Origin of the sequence: Lysinibacillus sp. RS11 (assembly GCF_042019215.1) — a bacterium.
Lineage (GTDB): Bacteria > Bacillota > Bacilli > Bacillales_A > Planococcaceae > Lysinibacillus > Lysinibacillus xylanilyticus_A.
The window spans coordinates 3069003-3089780 of sequence record NZ_CP168124.1 but is presented as its reverse complement, the minus strand read 5'-3'; the positions used below and the strand labels follow the sequence as shown (position 1 = coordinate 3089780).

At 37.0% G+C, this 20778-nt stretch carries 22 protein-coding genes and 1 riboswitch; of the genes, 20 read left to right on the top strand and 2 right to left on the bottom strand.

Annotated features, from left to right (window positions below):
- The first annotated feature begins 8 nt into the window (after window positions 1-8).
- The 9 genes from comGC to gcvPB all read left to right on the top strand — a co-directional run bounded on the left by comGC (window position 9) and on the right by gcvPB (window position 6656).
- Window positions 9-347: a competence type IV pilus major pilin ComGC gene (gene comGC, locus AB9L17_RS15935; protein WP_068983518.1), complete on the top strand. Its 339-nt coding sequence runs from the start codon at window positions 9-11 to the stop codon at window positions 345-347.
- Window positions 347-787 carry a competence type IV pilus minor pilin ComGD gene (gene comGD / locus AB9L17_RS15930; RefSeq protein WP_068983517.1) on the top strand — a complete coding sequence of 147 codons (441 nt, stop codon included), beginning with the start codon at window positions 347-349 and terminating at the stop codon, window positions 785-787. The genes comGC and comGD overlap by 1 nt, the downstream gene beginning before the upstream one ends.
- Window positions 780-1097: a type II secretion system protein gene (locus AB9L17_RS15925; protein WP_068983516.1), complete on the top strand. Its 318-nt coding sequence runs from the start codon at window positions 780-782 to the stop codon at window positions 1095-1097. Before comGD ends, AB9L17_RS15925 begins: the two co-directional genes overlap by 8 nt.
- A complete protein-coding gene (gene comGF / locus AB9L17_RS15920; protein ID WP_068983515.1) occupies window positions 1090-1515 on the top strand; it encodes a competence type IV pilus minor pilin ComGF in 426 nt (141 codons plus the stop codon). Before AB9L17_RS15925 ends, comGF begins: the two co-directional genes overlap by 8 nt.
- Entirely contained in the window at window positions 1493-1693 is a 201-nt protein-coding gene (locus tag AB9L17_RS15915) for a hypothetical protein (RefSeq protein WP_068983514.1), read from the top strand. The genes comGF and AB9L17_RS15915 overlap by 23 nt, the downstream gene beginning before the upstream one ends.
- Window positions 1694-1712: 19 nt before the next feature.
- The gene (locus AB9L17_RS15910; protein ID WP_068983513.1) at window positions 1713-2228 is read left to right on the top strand and encodes a shikimate kinase; all 516 of its coding nucleotides are present in this window, start codon (window positions 1713-1715) and stop codon (window positions 2226-2228) included.
- Window positions 2229-2372: 144 nt separating this feature from the next.
- A riboswitch (glycine riboswitch) is annotated at window positions 2373-2465 on the top strand.
- 259 nt (window positions 2466-2724) lie between these two features.
- Window positions 2725-3828, top strand: coding sequence for a glycine cleavage system aminomethyltransferase GcvT (gene gcvT / locus AB9L17_RS15905; protein WP_375199443.1), 1104 nt, complete (start codon window positions 2725-2727; stop codon window positions 3826-3828).
- 25 nt (window positions 3829-3853) lie between these two features.
- Window positions 3854-5200 carry an aminomethyl-transferring glycine dehydrogenase subunit GcvPA gene (gcvPA, locus tag AB9L17_RS15900; protein WP_068983511.1) on the top strand — a complete coding sequence of 449 codons (1347 nt, stop codon included), beginning with the start codon at window positions 3854-3856 and terminating at the stop codon, window positions 5198-5200.
- The gene (gene gcvPB, locus AB9L17_RS15895; RefSeq protein WP_068983510.1) at window positions 5193-6656 is read left to right on the top strand and encodes an aminomethyl-transferring glycine dehydrogenase subunit GcvPB; all 1464 of its coding nucleotides are present in this window, start codon (window positions 5193-5195) and stop codon (window positions 6654-6656) included. Before gcvPA ends, gcvPB begins: the two co-directional genes overlap by 8 nt.
- Before the next feature lie 54 nt (window positions 6657-6710).
- On the opposite strand, the gene AB9L17_RS15890 is transcribed toward gcvPB, so the two are convergent.
- Both AB9L17_RS15890 and AB9L17_RS15885 read right to left on the bottom strand, forming a co-directional pair.
- Window positions 6711-7007 (bottom strand): hypothetical protein, encoded by a 297-nt coding sequence (locus tag AB9L17_RS15890; protein ID WP_375199442.1) that lies wholly within the window; start codon window positions 7005-7007, stop codon window positions 6711-6713.
- Window positions 7008-7009: 2 nt separating this feature from the next.
- Entirely contained in the window at window positions 7010-7447 is a 438-nt protein-coding gene (locus AB9L17_RS15885; protein WP_375199441.1) for a hypothetical protein, read from the bottom strand.
- A 231-nt stretch (window positions 7448-7678) separates the two neighbouring features.
- Between AB9L17_RS15885 and AB9L17_RS15880 the strand changes: the two genes are divergently transcribed.
- From AB9L17_RS15880 to AB9L17_RS15830, 11 genes are all read left to right on the top strand, one after another.
- The gene (locus AB9L17_RS15880; RefSeq protein ID WP_068984849.1) at window positions 7679-8602 is read left to right on the top strand and encodes a serine/threonine-protein kinase; all 924 of its coding nucleotides are present in this window, start codon (window positions 7679-7681) and stop codon (window positions 8600-8602) included.
- Window positions 8603-9047: 445 nt separating this feature from the next.
- The gene (locus AB9L17_RS15875) at window positions 9048-11216 is read left to right on the top strand and encodes a transcriptional regulator (RefSeq protein WP_375199440.1); all 2169 of its coding nucleotides are present in this window, start codon (window positions 9048-9050) and stop codon (window positions 11214-11216) included.
- 223 nt (window positions 11217-11439) lie between these two features.
- Complete coding sequence (locus AB9L17_RS15870) at window positions 11440-11865, top strand: membrane-associated protease 1 (RefSeq protein WP_068984847.1); 426 nt, start codon at window positions 11440-11442, stop codon at window positions 11863-11865.
- 92 nt (window positions 11866-11957) lie between these two features.
- Window positions 11958-12392 (top strand): J domain-containing protein, encoded by a 435-nt coding sequence (locus tag AB9L17_RS15865; RefSeq protein WP_375199439.1) that lies wholly within the window; start codon window positions 11958-11960, stop codon window positions 12390-12392.
- A gap of 36 nt (window positions 12393-12428) precedes the next feature.
- A complete protein-coding gene (locus tag AB9L17_RS15860; protein ID WP_375199438.1) occupies window positions 12429-13004 on the top strand; it encodes an FHA domain-containing protein in 576 nt (191 codons plus the stop codon).
- 40 nt (window positions 13005-13044) lie between these two features.
- A complete protein-coding gene (locus AB9L17_RS15855) occupies window positions 13045-13569 on the top strand; it encodes an FHA domain-containing protein (protein ID WP_068984844.1) in 525 nt (174 codons plus the stop codon).
- 6 nt (window positions 13570-13575) lie between these two features.
- On the top strand, window positions 13576-14412 hold the full coding sequence (locus AB9L17_RS15850; RefSeq protein WP_068984843.1) for a PP2C family protein-serine/threonine phosphatase: 837 nt from the start codon (window positions 13576-13578) through the stop codon (window positions 14410-14412).
- Between the two features lie 51 nt (window positions 14413-14463).
- Window positions 14464-16110 (top strand): serine/threonine protein phosphatase, encoded by a 1647-nt coding sequence (locus tag AB9L17_RS15845; RefSeq protein WP_254660160.1) that lies wholly within the window; start codon window positions 14464-14466, stop codon window positions 16108-16110.
- A gap of 1 nt (window position 16111) precedes the next feature.
- Window positions 16112-17389, top strand: a complete 1278-nt coding sequence (locus tag AB9L17_RS15840) for a normocyte-binding protein (protein WP_375199437.1) — start codon at window positions 16112-16114, stop codon at window positions 17387-17389.
- Entirely contained in the window at window positions 17380-18075 is a 696-nt protein-coding gene (locus tag AB9L17_RS15835; protein WP_375199436.1) for an iron-dependent peroxidase, read from the top strand. The genes AB9L17_RS15840 and AB9L17_RS15835 overlap by 10 nt, the downstream gene beginning before the upstream one ends.
- A 24-nt stretch (window positions 18076-18099) precedes the next feature.
- Window positions 18100-20748 (top strand): molecular chaperone, encoded by a 2649-nt coding sequence (locus tag AB9L17_RS15830; RefSeq protein WP_375199435.1) that lies wholly within the window; start codon window positions 18100-18102, stop codon window positions 20746-20748.
- The last annotated feature ends 30 nt before the right edge of the window (window positions 20749-20778 follow it).

Below are 20778 nucleotides of genomic sequence, written 5' to 3'. Positions count from 1 at the left end.
GGATAATAATGAAACGTATAAAGCAGCAAGCCGGATTTACTTTGATCGAAATGCTAATAGTCTTGTTGATTATATCAATATTAATTTTAATCACAATTCCAAACGTTACGAAACATTTTGCTACGATCGATGAGAAGGGCTGTAAAGCATATATTAGCATGGTGCAGGGGCAGGTAGAGGCGTATCGAGTAGATTTTATGGTTTATCCAACTATTGAAGATTTAGTAGCAAAAGGCTATTTAAAGAAAAATGAAACGACCTGTCCTAATAAGGAAGAGATTATGATCACTAATGAAGGGGAAGTACGATTAGCAAAGACCTCTGCTGAAACAGGTTCTGGTGGATAATGGTTGTTATAAAAAGTGAGCGTGGCTTTACGTTTGTTGAAATGCTAATGGTATTGTTTATCGTTATGTGTTTGTCAGTAATTGTCGTAAAGTATTCGTTAAAAGCAGCGGAAAATCGGGAGCTTGAACAATTTTTTTCACAAATTCAATTAGATATTCAATATATACAAACTTATAGTATGCATCAAAGAGAATATATTTCGATGAAGTTTGAGAGTTCATCAAAAAGATATATCATTAAAAAAGATTTTTATACCGAATTATATGCACGCCCTTTTCCGAAAGGGGTTGAATTCATTCCTGATTCGAGTTCGGTGCACACGATTATATTTAACTACTATGGGAACATCATGACTCCAGGGTCTATTTATTTTAATACACCCCAGGGCATTAAAAAAGTTGTGATTACGTTAGGGCGAGGGAGGTCGAGAGTTGAATGAATCTGGTTATTCATTTGTTGAAACGATTCTATCAGTGGTCATTGTCATGTTTTTATGCACGACATTAATACCCATTAGCTACACTATGAAAACAACTCTTTACAACAAGAAGCTAGAGGTTATAGCAGCTGAAACGGCCTATGAGGGCTTAAAGCACTATCGCTCTTTACAGCAAGTGGAAGGCTCTAAAACAATCGAAAATGTAGAATATAATTGGGCTTTTGATGGGCAGGGGATATGTGTAAGCTTTCAAAATACACGAGAATTGCGTAAAAAATGCATCCAGTTGACAGGTGAAGTCGATGAATGAGCGGGGCTATACATTATTAGAAGCGTTGTTTCAATTAGTTGTTTTTGTGCTTATTGCTCATCTTGTTGTTTTCATTATGCTTTGGTTCGCAGAAATGAAAACAACGGTACTTTCTGATGAACAATCGAAGTGGGAGCTATTTGCTTATGATTTGAATATATATTTAGAGGATATTTCATCATTTACGATTCGAAAAGATCAAAAGAGAATAACTTTTCAAACGGCAGATACCATTCATAATATTGATTGTTATAGCAATCTAATTCGTGATCAAGTAAAGGGTGGTCATGTGCCAATGTTAATTGGTATAAATAAATGCCAGTTCAAATATGAAAAAAATATGTTAACGGTAGCTGTTGAATTTCCAAGCGGTATCCAAAAGGAGCGAACCTTCTATGTACCAATTATTGAAAAATGACAGAGGGGCTATTTTTTTAATCGCAATTGCATTATTATTTTTTGTAACTACTTTTGTTCTTACGTATTATACGTCTTATGAAATTCAGTTTCGAACATATGAAGGGCTAGAAAAGATGAATGTTCGAGCTACGATAAATTTATTGGGACAAATTTTGTCAGACAGTGTAGAATCGTAGTTATAAGAAGGTGATTCGAATGCGAAAAATATATTTAGTTGGCTTTATGGGCTGCGGGAAAAGTGCGTTAGGAAGACGTTTAAGCTATTTGCTAAAGATGCCATATTATGATATGGATCGTGAAATTGTTAGGCAGCAAGGTATGACAATCCCACAAATATTTGAAAAATACGGAGAAGTACGTTTTCGAGAAATAGAAACAGAATTTTTAGAAAATTTTCGAGACGAAGCTTGTATTATTTCAACAGGTGGTGGGGTTGCAGTCAATGCTGAAAATCGAAAAATAATGAGACGCAGCGGACTCGTGTTTTTTTTAGATGCGACATTCGAAGATATTTACAAACGAATACAGCATGATCCAAATAGACCAATCGTACAGAGTTCAACAAAAGAGGAGCTAGAGAATCTGTATCATTACAGAAGAAAGTTCTATCGTGAGGCAGGACATATACAGGTGTTAACAGAGAGTAGGACAATCCGTCAAATTCTTGAGTATTTAGTATTCCAAGTTAAAAGGTTGAAAGGCGAACGATAACATTTTAAATTAAATTTAATGTTCGTGTTTTATTATAATTTAAAAAATGATTGCCTTTTCAATGCAATTAATGTTAGGATATAGACAAATAAGTAACTAAAAGTTCATTGAATACTAAATAGTACCAAGATAAATCTTGGGCGGATGATTGTGCGGGGAGAGAACGTTGTAGACGTCACCGAAGGAGCAAGTAGCAAAGGTTATGAATCTCTCAGGTAAAAGGACTCGTACAAGACGCAACTCTGGAGAGAGCTGTATTACAACAGCCACCGAAGGAGAAAGCCGGCTGATTGGCATTGTAACAATGCGAGCCAGTCTGGTGTAACTTTCAGGTGCAAGGACAGAGAATCCCGAAAAGGGGTTCGTCTGTCTTTTTTTATGTCAAAATGTTTTGTTTAAGCATTTAAATGAATTGGCAGAACATTCATTGTACTAATACAAAAACAGACGAACTACTACCAGTAAAAATGGAACTAACAATAAGGGGGCAAAAAGAATGACGAACGAATTACAACGTACACCTCTATTTGACGAATACGCAAAATATGGTGGTAAAACAATTGACTTCGGTGGATGGGAATTACCAGTACAATTTTCTTCTATTAAGGAAGAGCATGATGCAGTACGTAATCGTGCAGGTTTATTTGATGTATCACATATGGGTGAAATTTTAGTAACTGGTCCTGATTCTCTAAATTTTTTACAAAATCTTTTGACAAATGATATTTCGAAGATTGCAGTAGGTCAAGCGCAATACAATGCAATGTGCTATGAAGATGGTGGTGTTGTCGATGACTTACTAACATATAAATTAGCCGATGAAAATTATTTATTGTGCGTCAATGCTGCAAATATCGAAAAAGATTATGATTGGATGATGGAAAATCAACATCAATTTGATGTCACAATCGACAATCAATCTTCTGCTTATGCACAAATTGCCCTTCAAGGTCCATTAGCAGAAGAGGTACTTCAATCATTAACAGCTACTGATGTAAGTGCCATTAAATACTTCCGCTTCCAAGCAGATGTTGAAGTTGCTGGTCATAAAGCATTAGTCTCTCGTAGTGGGTACACAGGAGAAGATGGTTTTGAATTATACGGCTCTCCAGAAGATATTAAAGCGTTATGGGATAAAATCTTAGAGGCTGGAAAAGACAAAGGCGTTGTGCCAGCTGGTTTAGGATGCCGTGATACACTTCGTTTTGAAGCAGGTCTTCCATTATATGGGCAAGAGCTATCAGCGACAATTTCACCTCTTGAAGCGGGTATTGGCTTTGCTGTGAAATTAAATAAAGAAGACTTTCTTGGTCATGATGCATTAGTGACACAAAAAGAGAATGGACTGTCACGTAAAATTGTGGGCATTGAAATGATCGATAAAGGAATTCCTCGACATGGCTATAAAGTATTTAAGGACGGTAAGGAAATCGGTGAAGTGACAACAGGTACTCAACTTCCTTCTTCTAAACGTAATGTTGGTAACGCATTAATTGACAGCCAATTCGCAACTATCGGAACTGAATTAGAAATCGAAATTCGTGGTAAGCACTTAAAGGTAGTGACAGTAGAAACACCGTTTTACAAGCGTTCAAAATAATATTTGAAAAGAGGGAGCTACATTTATGAAACATCGTTATTTACCTATGACGGAGCAAGATAAACAAGAAATGTTAGACGTAATTGGTGTATCTTCAGTTGATGAGTTATTTGAGGATATTCCAGAAAAAGTACGTTTTAAAGGCCTATATGATATTAAAGATGCAAAATCAGAGTCAGCTTTATTAAAAGAATTATCGGCACTTGCTGCAAAAAATAAGGATACAAATGCTAACGTATCGTTTTTAGGTGCAGGCGTATACAATCACTATAAACCAATTATCGTGGACCATGTTATTTCTCGTTCAGAGTTCTACACAGCGTATACTCCGTATCAACCAGAAATTTCGCAAGGGGAATTACAAGCAATTTTTGAATTCCAAACGATGATTGCAGAGCTTACAGGTATGGATCTAGCAAACTCTTCTATGTATGATGGGGGAACAGCACTAGCTGAGGCAGGCATGCTTGCAGCTGGACATACACGCCGTAAGAAAATTTTAGTATCTGAAACGGTTCACCCTGAGTATAGAGATGTTGTTGCTACATATGCATACGGCCAATCCATTGAAATTGTTACAGTTCCTCAAAAAGATGGTGTGACAGATGTAGCAGCTTTAAAAGAACTAATCGATGATAATACAGCAGCTGTAATCACACAATATCCAAACTTCTTTGGTCAAATAGAGGACCTACAAGTAATTGGCGACATTGCACATGAGGCAAAAAGTTTATTTGTTGTATCTTCAAATCCGCTTGCACTAGGTATTTTAACACCACCTGGTAAGCTGGGTGCTGATATTTGTGTAGGGGATGCACAGGTCTTTGGTATTGCTGAAGCATTCGGTGGTCCACACTGTGGTTTCTTTGCCGTAACAACTAAGCTTATGCGTAAAGTTCCAGGCCGTCTGGTTGGTGAAACAGTGGATGGGGAAGGTCGTCGTGGTTATGTATTAACATTACAAGCGCGTGAACAGCATATCCGTCGTGATAAAGCAACTTCTAATATTTGTTCTAACCAAGCGCTTCTTGCACTTGCAGCATCTGCAGCAATGACTGCTCTAGGTAAACAAGGTGTTCGTGAAATGGCTACTCAAAATATTGCGAAAACACGCTATGCTAAAAATGCTTTTGAAGCGGCAGGCTTTACAGTTGCATTCCAAGGTGCACACTTTAACGAAATCGTTGTGAAAACAAATAAATGTGTGAAAGAAATTAATAAAGGCTTAATTGAAAAAGGTATCATTGGTGGATATCCTTTAGGTCAAACATATGAATCTCTTAAAAATCACGTGCTAATCGCAGTAACAGAATTACGCACGAAGGAAGAAATTGATGCACTTGTTGCAGAAATGGGGGCTCTTAATGCATAACGAAAATCAATCACTCATTTTTGAAATTTCCAAAGAAGGTCGCGTAGGCTATAGCTTAGAAGCACTTGATGTACCAGAGGTTGATCTTGCAGATTTACTTCCTGCGAACTTAGTACGTGCGGAAGCGGCAGAATTACCAGAGGTTTCTGAACTTGATATTATGCGTCACTATACAGCACTTTCTCGTCGCAACCACGGTGTAGACTCTGGTTTCTATCCTCTTGGTTCTTGTACAATGAAATATAATCCTAAAATTAACGAGGCCGTTGCACGAATTTCAGGTTTTGCTAATGTTCACCCATTACAGGACGAATCAACAACTCAAGGTGCGATGGAGCTTCTTTATGATCTACAAACGTCATTAGTTGAAATTACAGGTATGGATGAAGTGACATTACAACCTGCAGCAGGTGCTCATGGTGAATGGACAGCATTAATGATGATCCGCGCATTCCACGAAGCAAATGGTGAAGGTCACCGTAATAAAGTCATTGTTCCTGACTCAGCTCACGGTACAAACCCAGCATCGGCAACAGTTGCAGGCTTTGAAACTATCACTGTTAAATCAGATGAAGATGGTTTAGTAGATATTGAAGATTTACGCAAAGTAGTTGGTCCTGACACAGCGGCATTGATGCTGACAAATCCAAATACACTTGGTCTATTTGAAGAAAACATTATCGAAATGGCAGAGCTAATTCACTCTGTTGGCGGTAAAGTATACTATGATGGAGCAAACTTAAACGCAGTTATGAGTAAAGCGCGTCCTGGTGATATGGGCTTTGACTGCGTACACTTAAATCTACACAAAACATTTACTGGCCCTCACGGTGGCGGTGGCCCAGGTTCAGGTCCAGTTGGTGTAAAAGCGGACTTAATTCCATTCCTTCCAAAACCAGTTTTAGTAAGAACAGAAGAAGGAACATACCACTTCGATTACGAACGTCCACAATCAATCGGACGTGTTAAACCTTATTATGGTAACTTTGGCATCAATGTACGTGCATACACATATATCCGTACAATGGGTCCAGATGGCTTAAAAGCTGTAACAGAATACGCTGTACTAAACGCAAACTATATGATGCGTCGCCTAGAGCCATTCTATGATCTACCATATAACCGTCATTGTAAGCATGAATTTGTATTATCAGGTCGTCGTCAAAAGAAACTTGGCGTTCGTACTCTAGATATAGCAAAACGTCTGTTGGACTTTGGCTACCATCCACCAACAACGTACTTCCCATTAAATGTGGAAGAGGCGTTAATGATTGAGCCAACAGAAACAGAATCTAAAGAAACGTTAGATGCATTCTGCGATGTGATGATTCAAATTGCAAAAGAAGCAGAAGAAAATCCATCAATCGTTCAAGAAGCACCACATACAACAGTCGTATCTCGCCTAGACGAAACACGCGCTGCTCGTACACCAGTGCTGCGCTATCAAAAAGCATAATTAATAGAATTAAGACGTCCGATAAGTATTTTCGTACTTGTTGGACGTCTTTTTTTATTTTAGATAGGTTTTTAAAAGGAAAAGAGACGGATAGCAAAAGTAAGGCAGCGGAAAGAAAGGGCAAAGCGACGGAAAGAAAGAGCAAAGCGACGGAAAGAAAGAGCAGAGCGACGGAAAGAAAAGGCAAAGTGACGGAAAGAAAGAGCAGAGCGACGGAAAGAAGGCAAAGCGACGGAAAGAAAGGGCGGAGTGACGGAAAGAAAAGGCGGAGTGACGGAAAGAAAGAGCAGAGTGACGGAAAGAAGGCAGAGCGACGGAAAGAAAGAGCAGAGTGACGGATAGAAAGGGCAAAGTTACGGATAGAGGGCAGAGCGACGGAAAGAAAGAGCAGAGTGATGGAAAGAAAAGGCGGAGTGACGGAAAGAAAAGGCGGAGTGACGGAAAGAAAAGGCGGAGTGACGGAAAGAAAGAGCAGAGTGACGGAAAGAAGGCAGAGCGACGGCAGAGCGACGGAAAGAAAAGGCGGAGTGACGGAAAGAAAGGGAAAAGCGACGGAAAGAAAGAGCAGAGTGACGGAAAGAAAAGGCGGAGCGACGGAAAGAAAGAGCAGAGCGACGGAAAGAGCAGAACGACGGAAAGAAAGAGCAGCGCGACGGAAAGAAGGCAGAGCGACGGAAAGAAAGAGCAGAGTGACGGAAAGAAAAGGCGGAGCGACGGAAAGAAAGGGAAAAGCGACGGATAGAAAGCAGAGCGACGGAAGGAAAGAGCAGAGCGACGAATAGAACGTTCATAAATAAAGAGGAGGCGTCACCGGATTATTTTAGGAGGTTTCGCATTGTGTCAATCCCAGTATCTAATGTAGAACCGAACTGTTAAAGATCACTATTTAATATAAAAGTATATATTGATATAATTACATTAATTTGTATTTTAATTAAAATAATTACATATATTTTTACTTATTTTGTCACGAATTGTACATATTTACGACGAAATATCATGAAAGGGATGGTAGATTGAAGATGCAAACGATTCAAGTTGAGTTGAGTTTACCAACAAACAGTGTTTTAAATGATACATATAAAATTCAAAAAGTTATGGCTACTAGTAAATTATCCATCGTCTATATTGCTGAAAATAACAATGGTGGGGACAAGGTAATTATTAAAGAGTTTTTTCCACATGATATCGCTTTACGGGATTTAGATAATAAGACTGTAGTTAACCGTTTACCTTCAACGAAGCAGAAATTTAAAGATTTAAAAGAGATTTTTCAGAATGAAGCGTTCATTATGCAGCAAATCGATCATCCCAATATCGTCAAATATATCGAACATTTTGAGGAGAATGAATCGATTTATATCGTAATGGATTATTATGAAGGGATGTTATTAGATCAGTATTTAAATAAGTTTCAAATTCATGAAAGAGATCATTTATATTCGGATATATTTCTCCCTTTAATGAAAGCTTTGTGCTATTTACATAAAAAGGGCATACTCCATCGTGACATTAAACCAAGTAATATTATGATAGATTCAGAGGGTAATCCATATTTACTAGATTTCGGCTCAGCGATTTTTTATAAAACAGCTGAAAATTATCAAATTTTTACAAGTTCGGGCTATTCTCCTCTTGAACAATATTCCTATAAGTCGGAGCAGGGTGTCTATACTGATATCTATAGTTTAGCTGCAACATTTTATTTTTCACTAACAAATGTAATTCCAATGGATATATCCCAGCGACTAATCGAGGATAGGATTGAGAATGTCAGATATTATAATAAAAAAGTGAGTATTCTGTTGTCACAAACCATAATGTGGGGGCTATCTGTGCATGCGAAAAGAAGATGCCCTTCACTTAAATATATGGAGTTGATTATTTCTTTGGAACATAATATCAACAGGATAAGGACCTATTTAAAGGTAAATAATTCTAAATGACCAATTATTTCACAAATTTGATGCTATATTCTCATTTTACAAAAATAAATAAGTACTTACCGAACAGCTTATGGACTAGAAATAACTACGCCATAAGCTGTTTTTATAATAAAAAATGGATATTTAATAATGTTTTTTGTTAAAAATATCAAAAAAATTAACTTTATCTAATTTTCACTAAACATGAAACAATATTCTTATTTTACAGAATATTCTATTGTAAATATTGACAGTAAAATTAGATATTGTATATAGTTACTTTGTGATACATATTATCATCAGTGATGTGATGTTAAATAGTAGAGAATCATGTATGTTTCTTAATCTGCTAAATAATAACTGAAGATTCTCTTTTTTAATTTAATTACCTAGCGCACTAATGATTATGCTTACTCGAAATTCGTTATAAAAGGAGGGATGGCTGTATAATCATACGGCCGACTGAATGGAGATTATTAGTCAAACAAACAGAACCATGCTCTTTGAGGAAATTAATCCGGAAAAAATGGATTTAATCACGCTTGTTGGAGATGTAAAAGGGATTGACAGTCTTAGTGATGAAAAGATTAAAGAAATCAATCAATATCTACTTGTCAAAAGCTTCGACGAATTTTTAGATAAGTTTTCTCCAACGGTTTACTCATTCTACAATGCTGCTAACCAAAAGGTAATGTATACACTTAAAAAACCTGAGGGAATTCAAGACGACTGTATTTCTGAAATAGCCATTGATCAAAATAATGATTTTTTAAAGATGCTATTCACCCTCATTGATACGAAAAGAAGTCAGGGTATTGCGAATGTAGATTTTAAATTTGAAAATCTGCTCGATATGATCTCTCCTAAAAAGGTTATGGACGACATTCGACAAGTCCGAAAAGAAATCCATTACCTATACGGTGAATATGACAAATTAGATGACGACGATCCAAAAAAATTGGATACAGGGGACAAGCTAAACCTGATGTTTGAAGTAGCAAGTAGAAATTACAACAATGTCATGGCGATGCTTCCATTAGCGATCGAAGATATTAAAACAAGACTTTTGTTGGGCGTTAATCAGGATGAAGATGAGTCCGAAAAATTACAAATTGGCACACTTTCTATAGGTGACAATGGTGAATTAAAAATCATCGAGGCACCGCAAAATAATAGCTCTGAACTGATGGTTATTGAAGAAAATAGTAACTATGGTTTAAGTACAGTTTTTGAAGAGGACTATGAGGCGATTACAGAATCACCATCCTCTTATGTCAAAGATTTAGTCGTAAGAACGTTCTCTCCATTGCCAGCTGTGAAGGCTGAATTTGATGTAGAAACTGAGGTACAAAACTACAATACCTACTTAGAATTCTATAAGAATGCTAAGGATGAATTTGTAAAAACAGTGAAGCCATTAGTGGAAAAACTATTAGGCGTAAAAATGTACTTTGATCAGTATGCGACTAAAAACAAAGGTATGCAGCCTTCGTTACTTGTAACAAATACGAAGTTAGATATGCTTGTTAAAAGTAATAACGTACCACGATTACGTACGTATTTAAACACTGTTAACTCTAAAAATGACTTTACAGATACAGTTTGGTACGGGATTGTCCCTGCTCTAGAACTAGAGGCATCTGGAAAAATGAAAGTTAGCAGATCTAGATTTAAAGGGAACGATAAAGTTGCTAAGCAAGAAGGAAATACAATGGAATCGTTATCTATTCTTCTAGATACAGTGAAAGATTATAAGATTCAAATCTTCTTTAACTTCATGGCAGAAGAAGAAACAACATTCAATGGCATTGCAACAGCAGGTATTGATCGACTGATCGAAAAATGCTCAGTGCTTGTTCGAAAAGACTATAGTGAGTTCGCAATACCATGTCTACCGAACTTCACCATTATTCCAAAAGATAAATCAGGTGTAATCATTGATACAAGAATGCAAACAACAGAAAATGGAGCGCGACTGTCTAAAGAAAAAGAGGATATCTTAAAGCTTTGGATAGAGGGCGTCTATGTTGGTGCAAGTTATGTAGCTGCAGGTATCGTCTCAGCTTATCAATGTCCAGAATATTTGAAAGAATCATTCAGAAGTGTTCAGAGAAATTACCCTGGTGTGCGATTCGATATTGAAGCCGGAGATAACTCACTTAGAGCCGTTACAACAATGGCAAAAGAAATCTCAGGGTTTACTAATAATATTAAAGATGCTATTAACAGCAGAAGCTTTGGCTTTGTATTCTCTTCAGAAAATGCACAGCTTCAAGATAAGGATATTAAACGTATTACCGTGTATAAAGCAAGAAGCTTAGCGATGGAAGAAGATGGATTTGATTCAATCTACAAAACACAAGTTAGTACGTATATTGAAAGAATTCTACGATTCCAATCAGGTGACTTTAAGCACGAAAATATCGTTCGATTCTTTAGTAATAATCCAAGTAGTCAAAAAAGCAAGTGGCTTAATGATAAAGGCTTTGTAAACTCCATTATTCAAGATGGAGACGATATCGGCTTCTTTATCGATGAAAAAACAAGCCTATGCCAGATTGACCTCGTGTTCAACGGTAATGTGAAGAACCTGGAAGTTATGATTACAAAGGCATCAAGCGCTGTTAAGGCCTAACAAGTTTAAACATACAATGATCAACTTTTTAAGTAGGGTGTTTAAGATTTATTCATAAATCTTTTAACATAAATATGAATCTACCATAAATTGCAAGGTGAAATGATTACATATTTCTCAATGCTTTATGCACTTGCAGTAGGCTTGAGAAATTGAAAACATTATAAATTTCATCTACGGCAGTTTAACGAGTCGATTCAACAAATTTTAGGAGGTAATAAGAATGGGTTTTGTATTAAAAGTAGAAGGATCAGAAGCAATTGAACTAGGGTTAGATAGCATTATGTCTGTTGAGTATGATACAGATACTCCAAATGACTCTAACGCACGTTCTACAGATGTAGGCGCAACATTAAAAATTAGAGGTAAAATCCTTACGGCAACTGATGGTGACAATTCAGATGATACGATGAAATTAGGATTATGGTCATTAGTACCAGCTGAAAAGGCTGACTGCTACCGTAAAGTAACATTAGAAGTTATTTCTGCTGATCAAGTAGTAAGAAAAATTCATTTCCCAAATGCCTTTGTTGTTGACTACACAGAAAAATATGGCGACACAGAAGGTATCGGTGAATTCTACTTATACGTTAAGCAAAAGAAAGACAAAACAGACTTGGCGAAAATCGAAGGCGGCTACGCTGTCTAAGATTGCTGCTTGATAGACATTCCACATTATCTAAGGGGCTTTTATAGCTCCTTAGATAATTTTGAATAATCCTAATACTGGGGATGAAAAACATGAAAACGCATTATGAAACTTTAGGTGTCAGTAGAGACGCCACACACGATCAAATAAAACTCGCTTATCGAAAGCTATCAAAAAAACATCATCCAGATGTGAGTGGTGGAAACAAAGAATCTGAAAAGATTTTTTTAGAAGTGACAGAGGCATACAAAGTACTGAAGGATCAGGCTTCAAGAGAGGCATATGACGCGCGACTAGATGGAGTGGGTCAAAGTTGGAGTAGAGGACAGACAAATGAAAAACAATCTTCACGCCAACAGTCTACTGAAAAAAAACCAGATTTTAATATGGACAATTTTGAAAAGAACTTTGAGCATTTTTTTGGCTTTAATCCTAAAACAAAGGAAACGTCATCAACCCTTACCAAGAATACAAAGAAGAATCCGATAGATACAACGGATTTATTTGAACGGTTTTTTAACAAGTAATATAAAGCCATAGCAAGTATGAAGGAGTGTGATATCATGTATGACCAAAATTCAATGGATGTATACAGTGAAAACACAAAAAAACAAATGATTATAAAAATTATCGATATCATTATTGTTACAATTGCCTTCTTTTTTATTCTATATGTATTTGTCATGAATCAGGATGTTCTGTTGAAAACGATTATTGGAACAGTAATGGTCATACTCGCTATTATTTTTGGCTCTATTAAATATGAAACAAGAGTAACAAAAAACGATGTGACCATAACGGACATTCAAAAGCTAGTTCTCCTTAATGATCGGGGAGTGGAAATCGAGGAATGGGTGATAGATGACCAATCTTCATTATTAATTGGAAAAAGTTCAACTGACAATAAGGTAGATATCGACTTAAGTGGTACAGAATATGAATCACTCATCAACTATGAGCATGCCGTATTAAATTGTGTATCTGGAGTATGGTACATAGAGGACATTGATTCTGTCAATGGTGTTGGTATTAAAAAAGCTCATAAGCGCGTTAAAAATAGATTAAAGCACGAAAGTCCTTACCCAATAGGTAATGGAGATACGATATACATAGCAAATACACGAATTTTAGTGAAATAGAGAAAAATAAAATTCGTAACATAGACGGGGGATAGCGAAAATGAGTTTGATTAGATGTACAAATGGTCACATGTTTAGTTCAAGAAGACATAGAAATGTTTGTCCGTATTGCAATGTAATGGTGGAACAGGAGCAAAGATCAAACGGTCAGCAAACAACAGTAGATGTTGATGATAAGACAATGCCATATCTCGGAGAAATGGATGGAATCGATCCGGTAACGGGATGGTTAGTTTGTATTGAAGGACCTCAGATGGGGCGAGACTATCGGATTTTATCGGAAAAGAACTTTATAGGTAGAGCTGAAGATATGCATATTCGTATCGTTGGAGATAATTCAATTTCTAAGCGTAACCATGCTGTCATCGTTTATGATCCTAAAAAAAGGAATTTCTATTTACTTCCTGGAGATGCATCGGGATTAGCCTATCTTAACAATGAAGCAATTTATACACCAACAGAGTTAGCGGCATATGATGTGATCCAATTAGGTGGAAGTATGTTCCTTTTCATTCCTTTATGTGGCGTTCACTTTGAATGGGAAAACAACCAGAGCGAGGAATGATGATAAATGGGACTGGAACTACTGCCGTACATAATTGCGCTAGTATTTATAATTGTACTCATTACATTACTAATGATTAGAAGCATGCTTACGCAAAAAAATGAAACAAGCAGGATTGAAATTGGAAATGGTCAAACAATTGGTAGACGTGATGAGCAGGATGACTATTTCTCTACATCTGAAACGAATTATGGAACCATTGCAGTTCTGGCAGATGGCATCAGTGGATTAGCAAACGGTAGGATGGCAAGTACGGTTGCTGTCACGACATTTATACAAGAATTCAAAAAGCTAAGTGGCCTAAGTAATCTGGAGAAATTTTTTAAGGAAACGGCTTTAGCGAGTAACCATATGATTCTCGAAAATTTAAATGGCTCTAATGGTGGTACTACATTAGTGGCGGTCGTTATTGATAACAATGGATTCCTTCATTGGGGAGCCGTTGGAGATAGTGTCATAACAATTTTTCGAAACGGAGAATTTATCGCGATCAATCAAAAGCATATTTTTGAATCCGTGTTAACAGAGCGTTATATAGCTGGTGAAATATCGCAGCTTGAAGTGCAGGAAAACCCTTTAAAAAAGAGACTTATAAATTATTTAGGATATGAAGGTTTTAAAAATCTAGATATAGGAAAAAGCCCGATTCAACTTCATAGAGGGGACAAGGTATGTCTATTTAGTGATGGCGTCTACGATACCATAACAGAGGTTGAAATGGAAAAAATTCTCTCTCAGCATGCGCCAACCTATGATACTGCGCAAAATATCATTAAAGCTGTTGAACAAAAACGCTTGAAAAATCAAGATAATGCAACAATCATTATCCTAGAAAAAACATGATCATCTTTTTATCGGTCAGAGCTCTTACTACTAATATTGAGGAGGGGAATCATGAGAAAGGAAAATAGCAACTTTAAAACAAGCTTTTTATCCGAAGCGGGCTCATTTTTGCAAAATAAAGATTACTTTGCCTATACAGAGCTGGACGATGTAGCCTGCTGGGTAGCTGTGAAGGGGTTAGATTCAGATCAGGAAATAAGTAGTGCAGAGCTTGCTGTGAAGGCGATTTTAGAAAAATTTATGGAAAAGCCATCCATGTCCAGAAGAAGCATTAAAAAATATATAAGATATGCGCAGAACATCCTTCAGAATCAGAGCCTACGAGTGAGATTAAAAGCTAGTATCGTTATAGTCGTATCAGATTACTCGAAAATGATTGTTGCAGTGGCAGGAAACTCGAGACTGTATCATTTCCGGAATGGTACTTTATCGTTTAAAAGCACTGATCAAAGCTTGGCACAGGAGCTAGTGAGTAATAGGGAACGTTCGCTAGATATTAGTCAGCATGAAGAAAGAACCAATCTGCTAAATTATCTTGGCAAACCAAATGATTTTCAGCCTTTTGTCTCTAAGAAAATGAAGTTAATGGATGGCGATGTATTAGTGCTTTGTACAGCCGGCTTTTGGGAAGATGTCGGAGAAATTGAGATGGCAGACGCGCTGGAAGATGTAAAAGAGCCAGAGCAATATACTGATTTATTGGAAGAGGTACTTTTAAGCAGGCAAAGAAAAGTTGTTAATAATTACACAATCGCTGCTATATTTGTTAACAAGGTTTACCAGGAAACAAACAAGAAAAAAATGAAATACATCAAAATGATTGCAGCTGCATTAATCGTCACTTTAATCGTAGGTGGAGGCGCAATTTATTATCAAGCAAAGCAAGGGAAAAAAATGGCTGAATTAACCGTAGAAATGAAAGATCATGAAAAGAGCGGAAACCTTTATTTTCAAGATGGAAATTATGAAAAGGCGCTTCTTGAATATAGCCAGGGTAGAAATGCAGCAAAGAAATTGCACGACCCAATACATAGGAATTTGCTAGCTAAAAAATTAAGAATTACTGAGTTGATCATTAACGGGGATAAATCAGCAGAAGCAGGAAAATTTGATGATGCGCTTAAGCAATATGAAAAGGCTAAAAAGGAAGGCAAGCTCATTGATGATTTTGGAAAAGAAGCAACTGAACAAAAGATCGCTAATATGGATACCATTGTACAAATTGCTGAAGCAGTAAAAGATGGAGATTATCGATTTGAGGCTGAGGATTACAATGGAGCTCTTGAAAGCTATCAAAAGGCAAGAAAAAAAGCGCTTCCGATTGCCTATACTGGTGAACCTCAAATAAAGACGAAAATAGAAGAGACCGAGGCTAAAATAGCCGAATTGAAAAAGACCCAGAAGGAATTAAAGGCTGAAGGCTTAGAAAAAAGCGGGGATCAAAGCTATGCACGCCAAGAGTACGGAAAAGCAATTGAATATTATACACTTGCACAGGAAATTTATCAGGAAACAGAGCTCCTATCAAAGGTTTTAGGTCTAGAGCGAAAGGTTATGAACGCCAATGATAAATTAAATCCTGTTCCTCAAGGACCAGCTGCTGGTAAAGCAGTACCTGAGGAAGAAATTCCACCTATGGATGAAGGGACAGCTGCCAATCAGCCATCTGATTCTGAGTTGATGAAAGAGGGAAAATAAATTGATTAAAGAGCTCATGTTTGAACGGTTACGTAAAATAGAGGATCTAGAACAACGTCAGCTACTAAAGGATATTGTCAGTGGCGTTTTTGTAAATTTAATCGACTATCAGGATGAAATGAACAAAAGACTTGAGGAGCGCATATTCAACGAAATAGATGATGTAGAGGACAGGTTTGACATTTATGTGACGCTTAGTTCTAAGGAAGATATTGATCCCATTCATGAATGCTTATTCCCGATGCGGCCAGCTGATTTAGAAAGTAAACCTATCAATATAAAAAAACTGCTTGAATCGTATAAAAAAAATGAACCGTCCGTACTGTTCCCATTATTTTTAGAGTGTGATTCCATGCAAATTCGACAGTTACTTGCTGAGCAGCGACATTTCAGTGGAAAGCTAGTCACGACAGAAGGACAAGTAGAGATTAAGGTCAGTCTTACAAGAAACACCAGCTATTTGCAGGAAATCGACAGGCTATATCCAATCTTCCAAATAAATGGCTTACCATGGAGGACAATCAATCATCCATTCGCTTATAAATTTTTTGATGTGAATTTGGTCGATTGTCCTTCTTTAAACGAGGATGCTGAAATCACTGAAATAATCATTGATTTAGAGGAGTATGAGCCGCAAAAACGACTGAATATGGTGCCGCTTTGGAACATTGAACGGCATTCGCTTAAAAATGTTGGATTTCCCGTGCCAGCCGTTGATAAGGTGAATTTTGAGCATGTCCTTTCCATACGAAAGCTCGGAAATCAACATGGCTATCTTGTTGAAGCTGATGAGCAAAATGTTCGCTACGTTAAACGTTCAGACAATGAATTGACAGTTGTTTCACCGCAAGATAAATCAGGGGTTTGGGAGCTCATAAAAATTGTAAAAATGGAAGATGAGAAGATCGGGAAATTAAATTACGAGCTTGTATCGAACCGACGAATAGAGCATTTTATGAACAAATTTGCTAATACGTATACGGCTAGTGTTAAAACGAAGGGCGAAATTACTCGTATGATTAATTCCTTCGAGGTAGCCACTAGACTTGAGCTTGTAGATGTTGACATCTTGGACTCATTTTCAGGAACAAGCTTTAGTCACTCTGCGAACCCTTTCTTAACGGAAATAATAGGAGATCATGGTCATAAAAAAACAATGCTATTAAAGTTTAAGGCGAAAGAGGAAAGAAACTTTATTTCAAATGATATTTTGAGCTTCCTCGTGTCGGAAGTGCAACGACATTTTTTCGAATATAAATGTGAAGGTGTTTGGCTATGAACTATATTTGGGATTTGCTTATTAAAGCTGAAGATGAAGGCCTTTCTAAAAAGGATATTTATTTTAACCTTGCCAAAACCTATTCGCCCTATATGGAACTTAGCCCACAACTATTAAACGCACAGTATGTTGAACAGCATGTTGAAGTAAATCCTTATTATCGCTATTACGAGATTTTCAACAATCTTTTCCATCCGGACAATACTACAAATATAGAGTTTAGGGACTATCTTTTTGACATCGCCTTGCATTTCTTAGCTGAAATCGATCGTATGCAGGGCATGAATAAAAGAGAGTTCTTTATTCGCTTTATTCTTAAAGAAATCGAAGCAAATGTCTTTGGCAATTTGGTACGTGACAATATTCATGCTTTTACGAAAAAGGAGCAAGAAATAGTTGTCCTGAATATGCTAAGGCTTTACCAGACAGGGGAGGAAATCTACTTATTAAAGGATACGCTGAAAAGGCTCTTTAAGCATTGCATCATTTATGTGAAATCGGAGGAGCAGGATGAGCTGCTTTTATACATACCTCAGAAGCAGACAGAACAAAATCAGCGAAAGGTACAGCTTGTACAAGAAATTTTTCTGCCAATTGGCTTTCATATAGAGGTTTATTGGCAATATCACTTCGGTATTATGGGTGCAGAGGAAACAATGAAGCTAGATCGAATAGTTCTTTACTGAACAGGGCAGAGGAGGGATTTTTGAATGACGACTAAATATTCATATAAGCTATATGCCAATAAGCGTTATACAGAAAAGAAATATATGACCTATACACGGGTAGAATTAATGGAAATGACAACCTTCCAGCTTAGAAATATTTGTTATAAGGAAAAACTTGTGACAGGGCTTATTAATACACTGACAAGAGACGAGTTAATCGACAAGATATTAAGATATCGTGGTACTGAAGAAAATCCTCTTATTAAAGAAAGCAAGGATGGGGGCTTTGAAAGAGTCGAAGCGGCCATGCAAAAGTATTTAAAAACACCTATGTCTGACAATGGTGATATTAAAATTCCAGCCAAAATGAGCTTGTATAGTGGGATGAAGATGGATAAACCTGATCAGTATTTCGTAGAAACAGGCGGCTTTCTCGTTGAATCCAATGTACTGCTAGTAAATGAGCAATTGGAGCTGTGCGGTATTTTAAATGTCCTAAAAGACGACCAAGTCCCAAATCAGTACTTCTTCGCTGCTGATGAAGCGATTGGGATCCGAAAAACAAAAAATAAAAACTATAGCTTTATTTTTTTAAGAAAGCAAGATTCTGAGTATATCTATAAGACGTACTATCAGGAATCCCCACTTCCGCCTACAAATCTTCACTACTATAAGGTGCCAATACCAGATTTAGAGATTAAACAGCTAGAAACAACCAATGCCATTCTTGCTATTGATTTTGGAACAACAAATACAACAGCTGGTGTCTATTTAGAGAGTGATTATGTCTCTTCCCCTTGCAGTCATGATTTATTAAATGAAAGAATTCAGCTAAATAGCATCAATTTTGTCCAATTTCCAGATCCACTTCATCAAAACGAATGGATCGAAGTAGTACCGACCGTCATGACAGTAGCAGATTGCTCGGATACAGAACAAGTAAGCTATCACTTCGGCTATGAAGCGTTAAAAATGATGAAAAAAAATAGCTATACATCATTGGCGACGAAATTCCAAGGCATTAAACGCTGGGTTAGTAATTATGCCAAATTGGAAGAGGTGATGGATGCCAACGGAAATACGGCACTTGTGCCACGAAGCCAAATTTTAAGAGAGTTTTTGCTTTATATTATTCGAATGGCGGAGCATCAATTTAAATGTCGCTTCAAGCATTTGCATATTTCCAGTCCGGTTAAGCTGAAAACGCAATTTTTAGATATGTTTCACGCGATTTTACCTGAATACCAAATCGAAACGGAGCATGCCCTCGATGAAGGCATGGCGGTTCTTTATAATACAATCGCCAATCAAATAGAGAATAATAGCTTTCTAGATGGCAAGCTATATAAAGCACTCGTAATCGATTGTGGAGGTGGAACTACAGACCTTTCCTCCTGTAAGTTTCGAATAGAGGATGGGCGTATTTCATACAAAATTGATATTCATACAACGTATGAAAATGGCGATACGAATTTTGGTGGCAACAATATTACATATCGTATTTTTCAATTTATGAAAATTGTCTTTGCGAATTACTATAGTCGAGGGAAAAATGCTTATGATATTGACGCATTAATTGATATCCCTGGTAAGGATATTTATCGATATGTAGACGATTACGGCACAGAAGCAGTGTACGAGCAATTCGAAAAAGCCTTTTTAGATGCCGAGTACATTATCCCTACTCGTTTTAAGGAGTATGAAAACCGAACACGTGATGAATACCTACGTGTCCGCAATAATTATTATTTCTTATGGGAAATGGCAGAGGAAATGAAGAAGGAATTTTTCCGAAAAACAGGCATTTTAAGAAGTCGTTTTTACTCGGATAGTGATATGCAGCAGGATAGTGATTTAAATGTCACAGCTGTGGACCGCTGGTGTCTTTCCATGCTAGAAAACAATCAATTTAAGGAAGTTTATGATTATCCAAATGTCTTCTTCAACATTAAGGAAATCAATCATCTTATTAAGGCTGATATTTATGATATTGTGCGAGAGTTTTTAGAGGAGTTTTATGAGAGTGGAATTCTAGGAGAATATTCCATTATCAAACTAACTGGACAATCTTGTAAAATCGATGCGTTCCGCGAAGCATTAAAGGAATTTGTACCAGGACGCAGCATTGAATTTAGACAAAAGGCTGAAAATGTCGGCAAAGTACCTGAACTAAAACTTGCCTGCCTAAGAGGAGCCCTTCGTTATTTAAATGCGAAAAAGATTGGCATGATCGAAACGGAAGTGACGAATCATGCACCAGTAGTACCTTATACGGTTAGCGCCTTTACACATAATCGTCAGGAAAAATTACTCATCAGTAGCTTAGAAAGGCTGAATCAAATTCACGGTACAATTTCTCGTCCGTGGGGTGTAACAGAGGTTGAATTCTTCCTGACGGGTAGTGATGATAACTTATCGTATAAATACACTTACTTTAATCGTCAAGAGGATTTTGTGCCTGTCCTTTATGAGAATATCGCGGCGTATTATCAAGATAAAATTCCACAAGACGAGACAGATTCCATCGTTAATGGAGAAGTAAAGTTCTTTGTCTTCGCAGGAGAAGATCATTGGGGCTTCCACGTAGTGCCGGTAGCGAGGAAAGACGAGCAGCTGTTTATCGGAAGCAAGGAATTCTTTGCCTTTGAAACCGATTTGTCTGAGCTGGATTTCTTTGATGGATTAAAGTAAATAGTGAAAAACAAGAAAAGAGGTGGGTGA

Coding starts and splice junctions, on each gene's coding strand:
- comGD (WP_068983517.1), top strand. CDS start 347: ATGGTTGTTATAAAAAGTGAGCGTGGCTTTACGTTTGTTGAAATGCTA.
- AB9L17_RS15845 (WP_254660160.1), top strand. CDS start 14,464: ATGAGAAAGGAAAATAGCAACTTTAAAACAAGCTTTTTATCCGAAGCG.
- gcvPA (WP_068983511.1), top strand. CDS start 3,854: ATGAAACATCGTTATTTACCTATGACGGAGCAAGATAAACAAGAAATG.
- AB9L17_RS15830 (WP_375199435.1), top strand. CDS start 18,100: ATGACGACTAAATATTCATATAAGCTATATGCCAATAAGCGTTATACA.
- AB9L17_RS15850 (WP_068984843.1), top strand. CDS start 13,576: ATGGGACTGGAACTACTGCCGTACATAATTGCGCTAGTATTTATAATT.
- comGF (WP_068983515.1), top strand. CDS start 1,090: ATGAATGAGCGGGGCTATACATTATTAGAAGCGTTGTTTCAATTAGTT.
- AB9L17_RS15875 (WP_375199440.1), top strand. CDS start 9,048: ATGGAGATTATTAGTCAAACAAACAGAACCATGCTCTTTGAGGAAATT.
- AB9L17_RS15865 (WP_375199439.1), top strand. CDS start 11,958: ATGAAAACGCATTATGAAACTTTAGGTGTCAGTAGAGACGCCACACAC.
- AB9L17_RS15870 (WP_068984847.1), top strand. CDS start 11,440: ATGGGTTTTGTATTAAAAGTAGAAGGATCAGAAGCAATTGAACTAGGG.
- gcvPB (WP_068983510.1), top strand. CDS start 5,193: ATGCATAACGAAAATCAATCACTCATTTTTGAAATTTCCAAAGAAGGT.
- AB9L17_RS15885 (WP_375199441.1), bottom strand. CDS start 7,447: ATGAACGTTCTATTCGTCGCTCTGCTCTTTCCTTCCGTCGCTCTGCTT.
- AB9L17_RS15855 (WP_068984844.1), top strand. CDS start 13,045: ATGAGTTTGATTAGATGTACAAATGGTCACATGTTTAGTTCAAGAAGA.
- AB9L17_RS15860 (WP_375199438.1), top strand. CDS start 12,429: ATGTATGACCAAAATTCAATGGATGTATACAGTGAAAACACAAAAAAA.
- AB9L17_RS15910 (WP_068983513.1), top strand. CDS start 1,713: ATGCGAAAAATATATTTAGTTGGCTTTATGGGCTGCGGGAAAAGTGCG.
- AB9L17_RS15915 (WP_068983514.1), top strand. CDS start 1,493: ATGTACCAATTATTGAAAAATGACAGAGGGGCTATTTTTTTAATCGCA.
- comGC (WP_068983518.1), top strand. CDS start 9: ATGAAACGTATAAAGCAGCAAGCCGGATTTACTTTGATCGAAATGCTA.
- AB9L17_RS15880 (WP_068984849.1), top strand. CDS start 7,679: ATGCAAACGATTCAAGTTGAGTTGAGTTTACCAACAAACAGTGTTTTA.
- gcvT (WP_375199443.1), top strand. CDS start 2,725: ATGACGAACGAATTACAACGTACACCTCTATTTGACGAATACGCAAAA.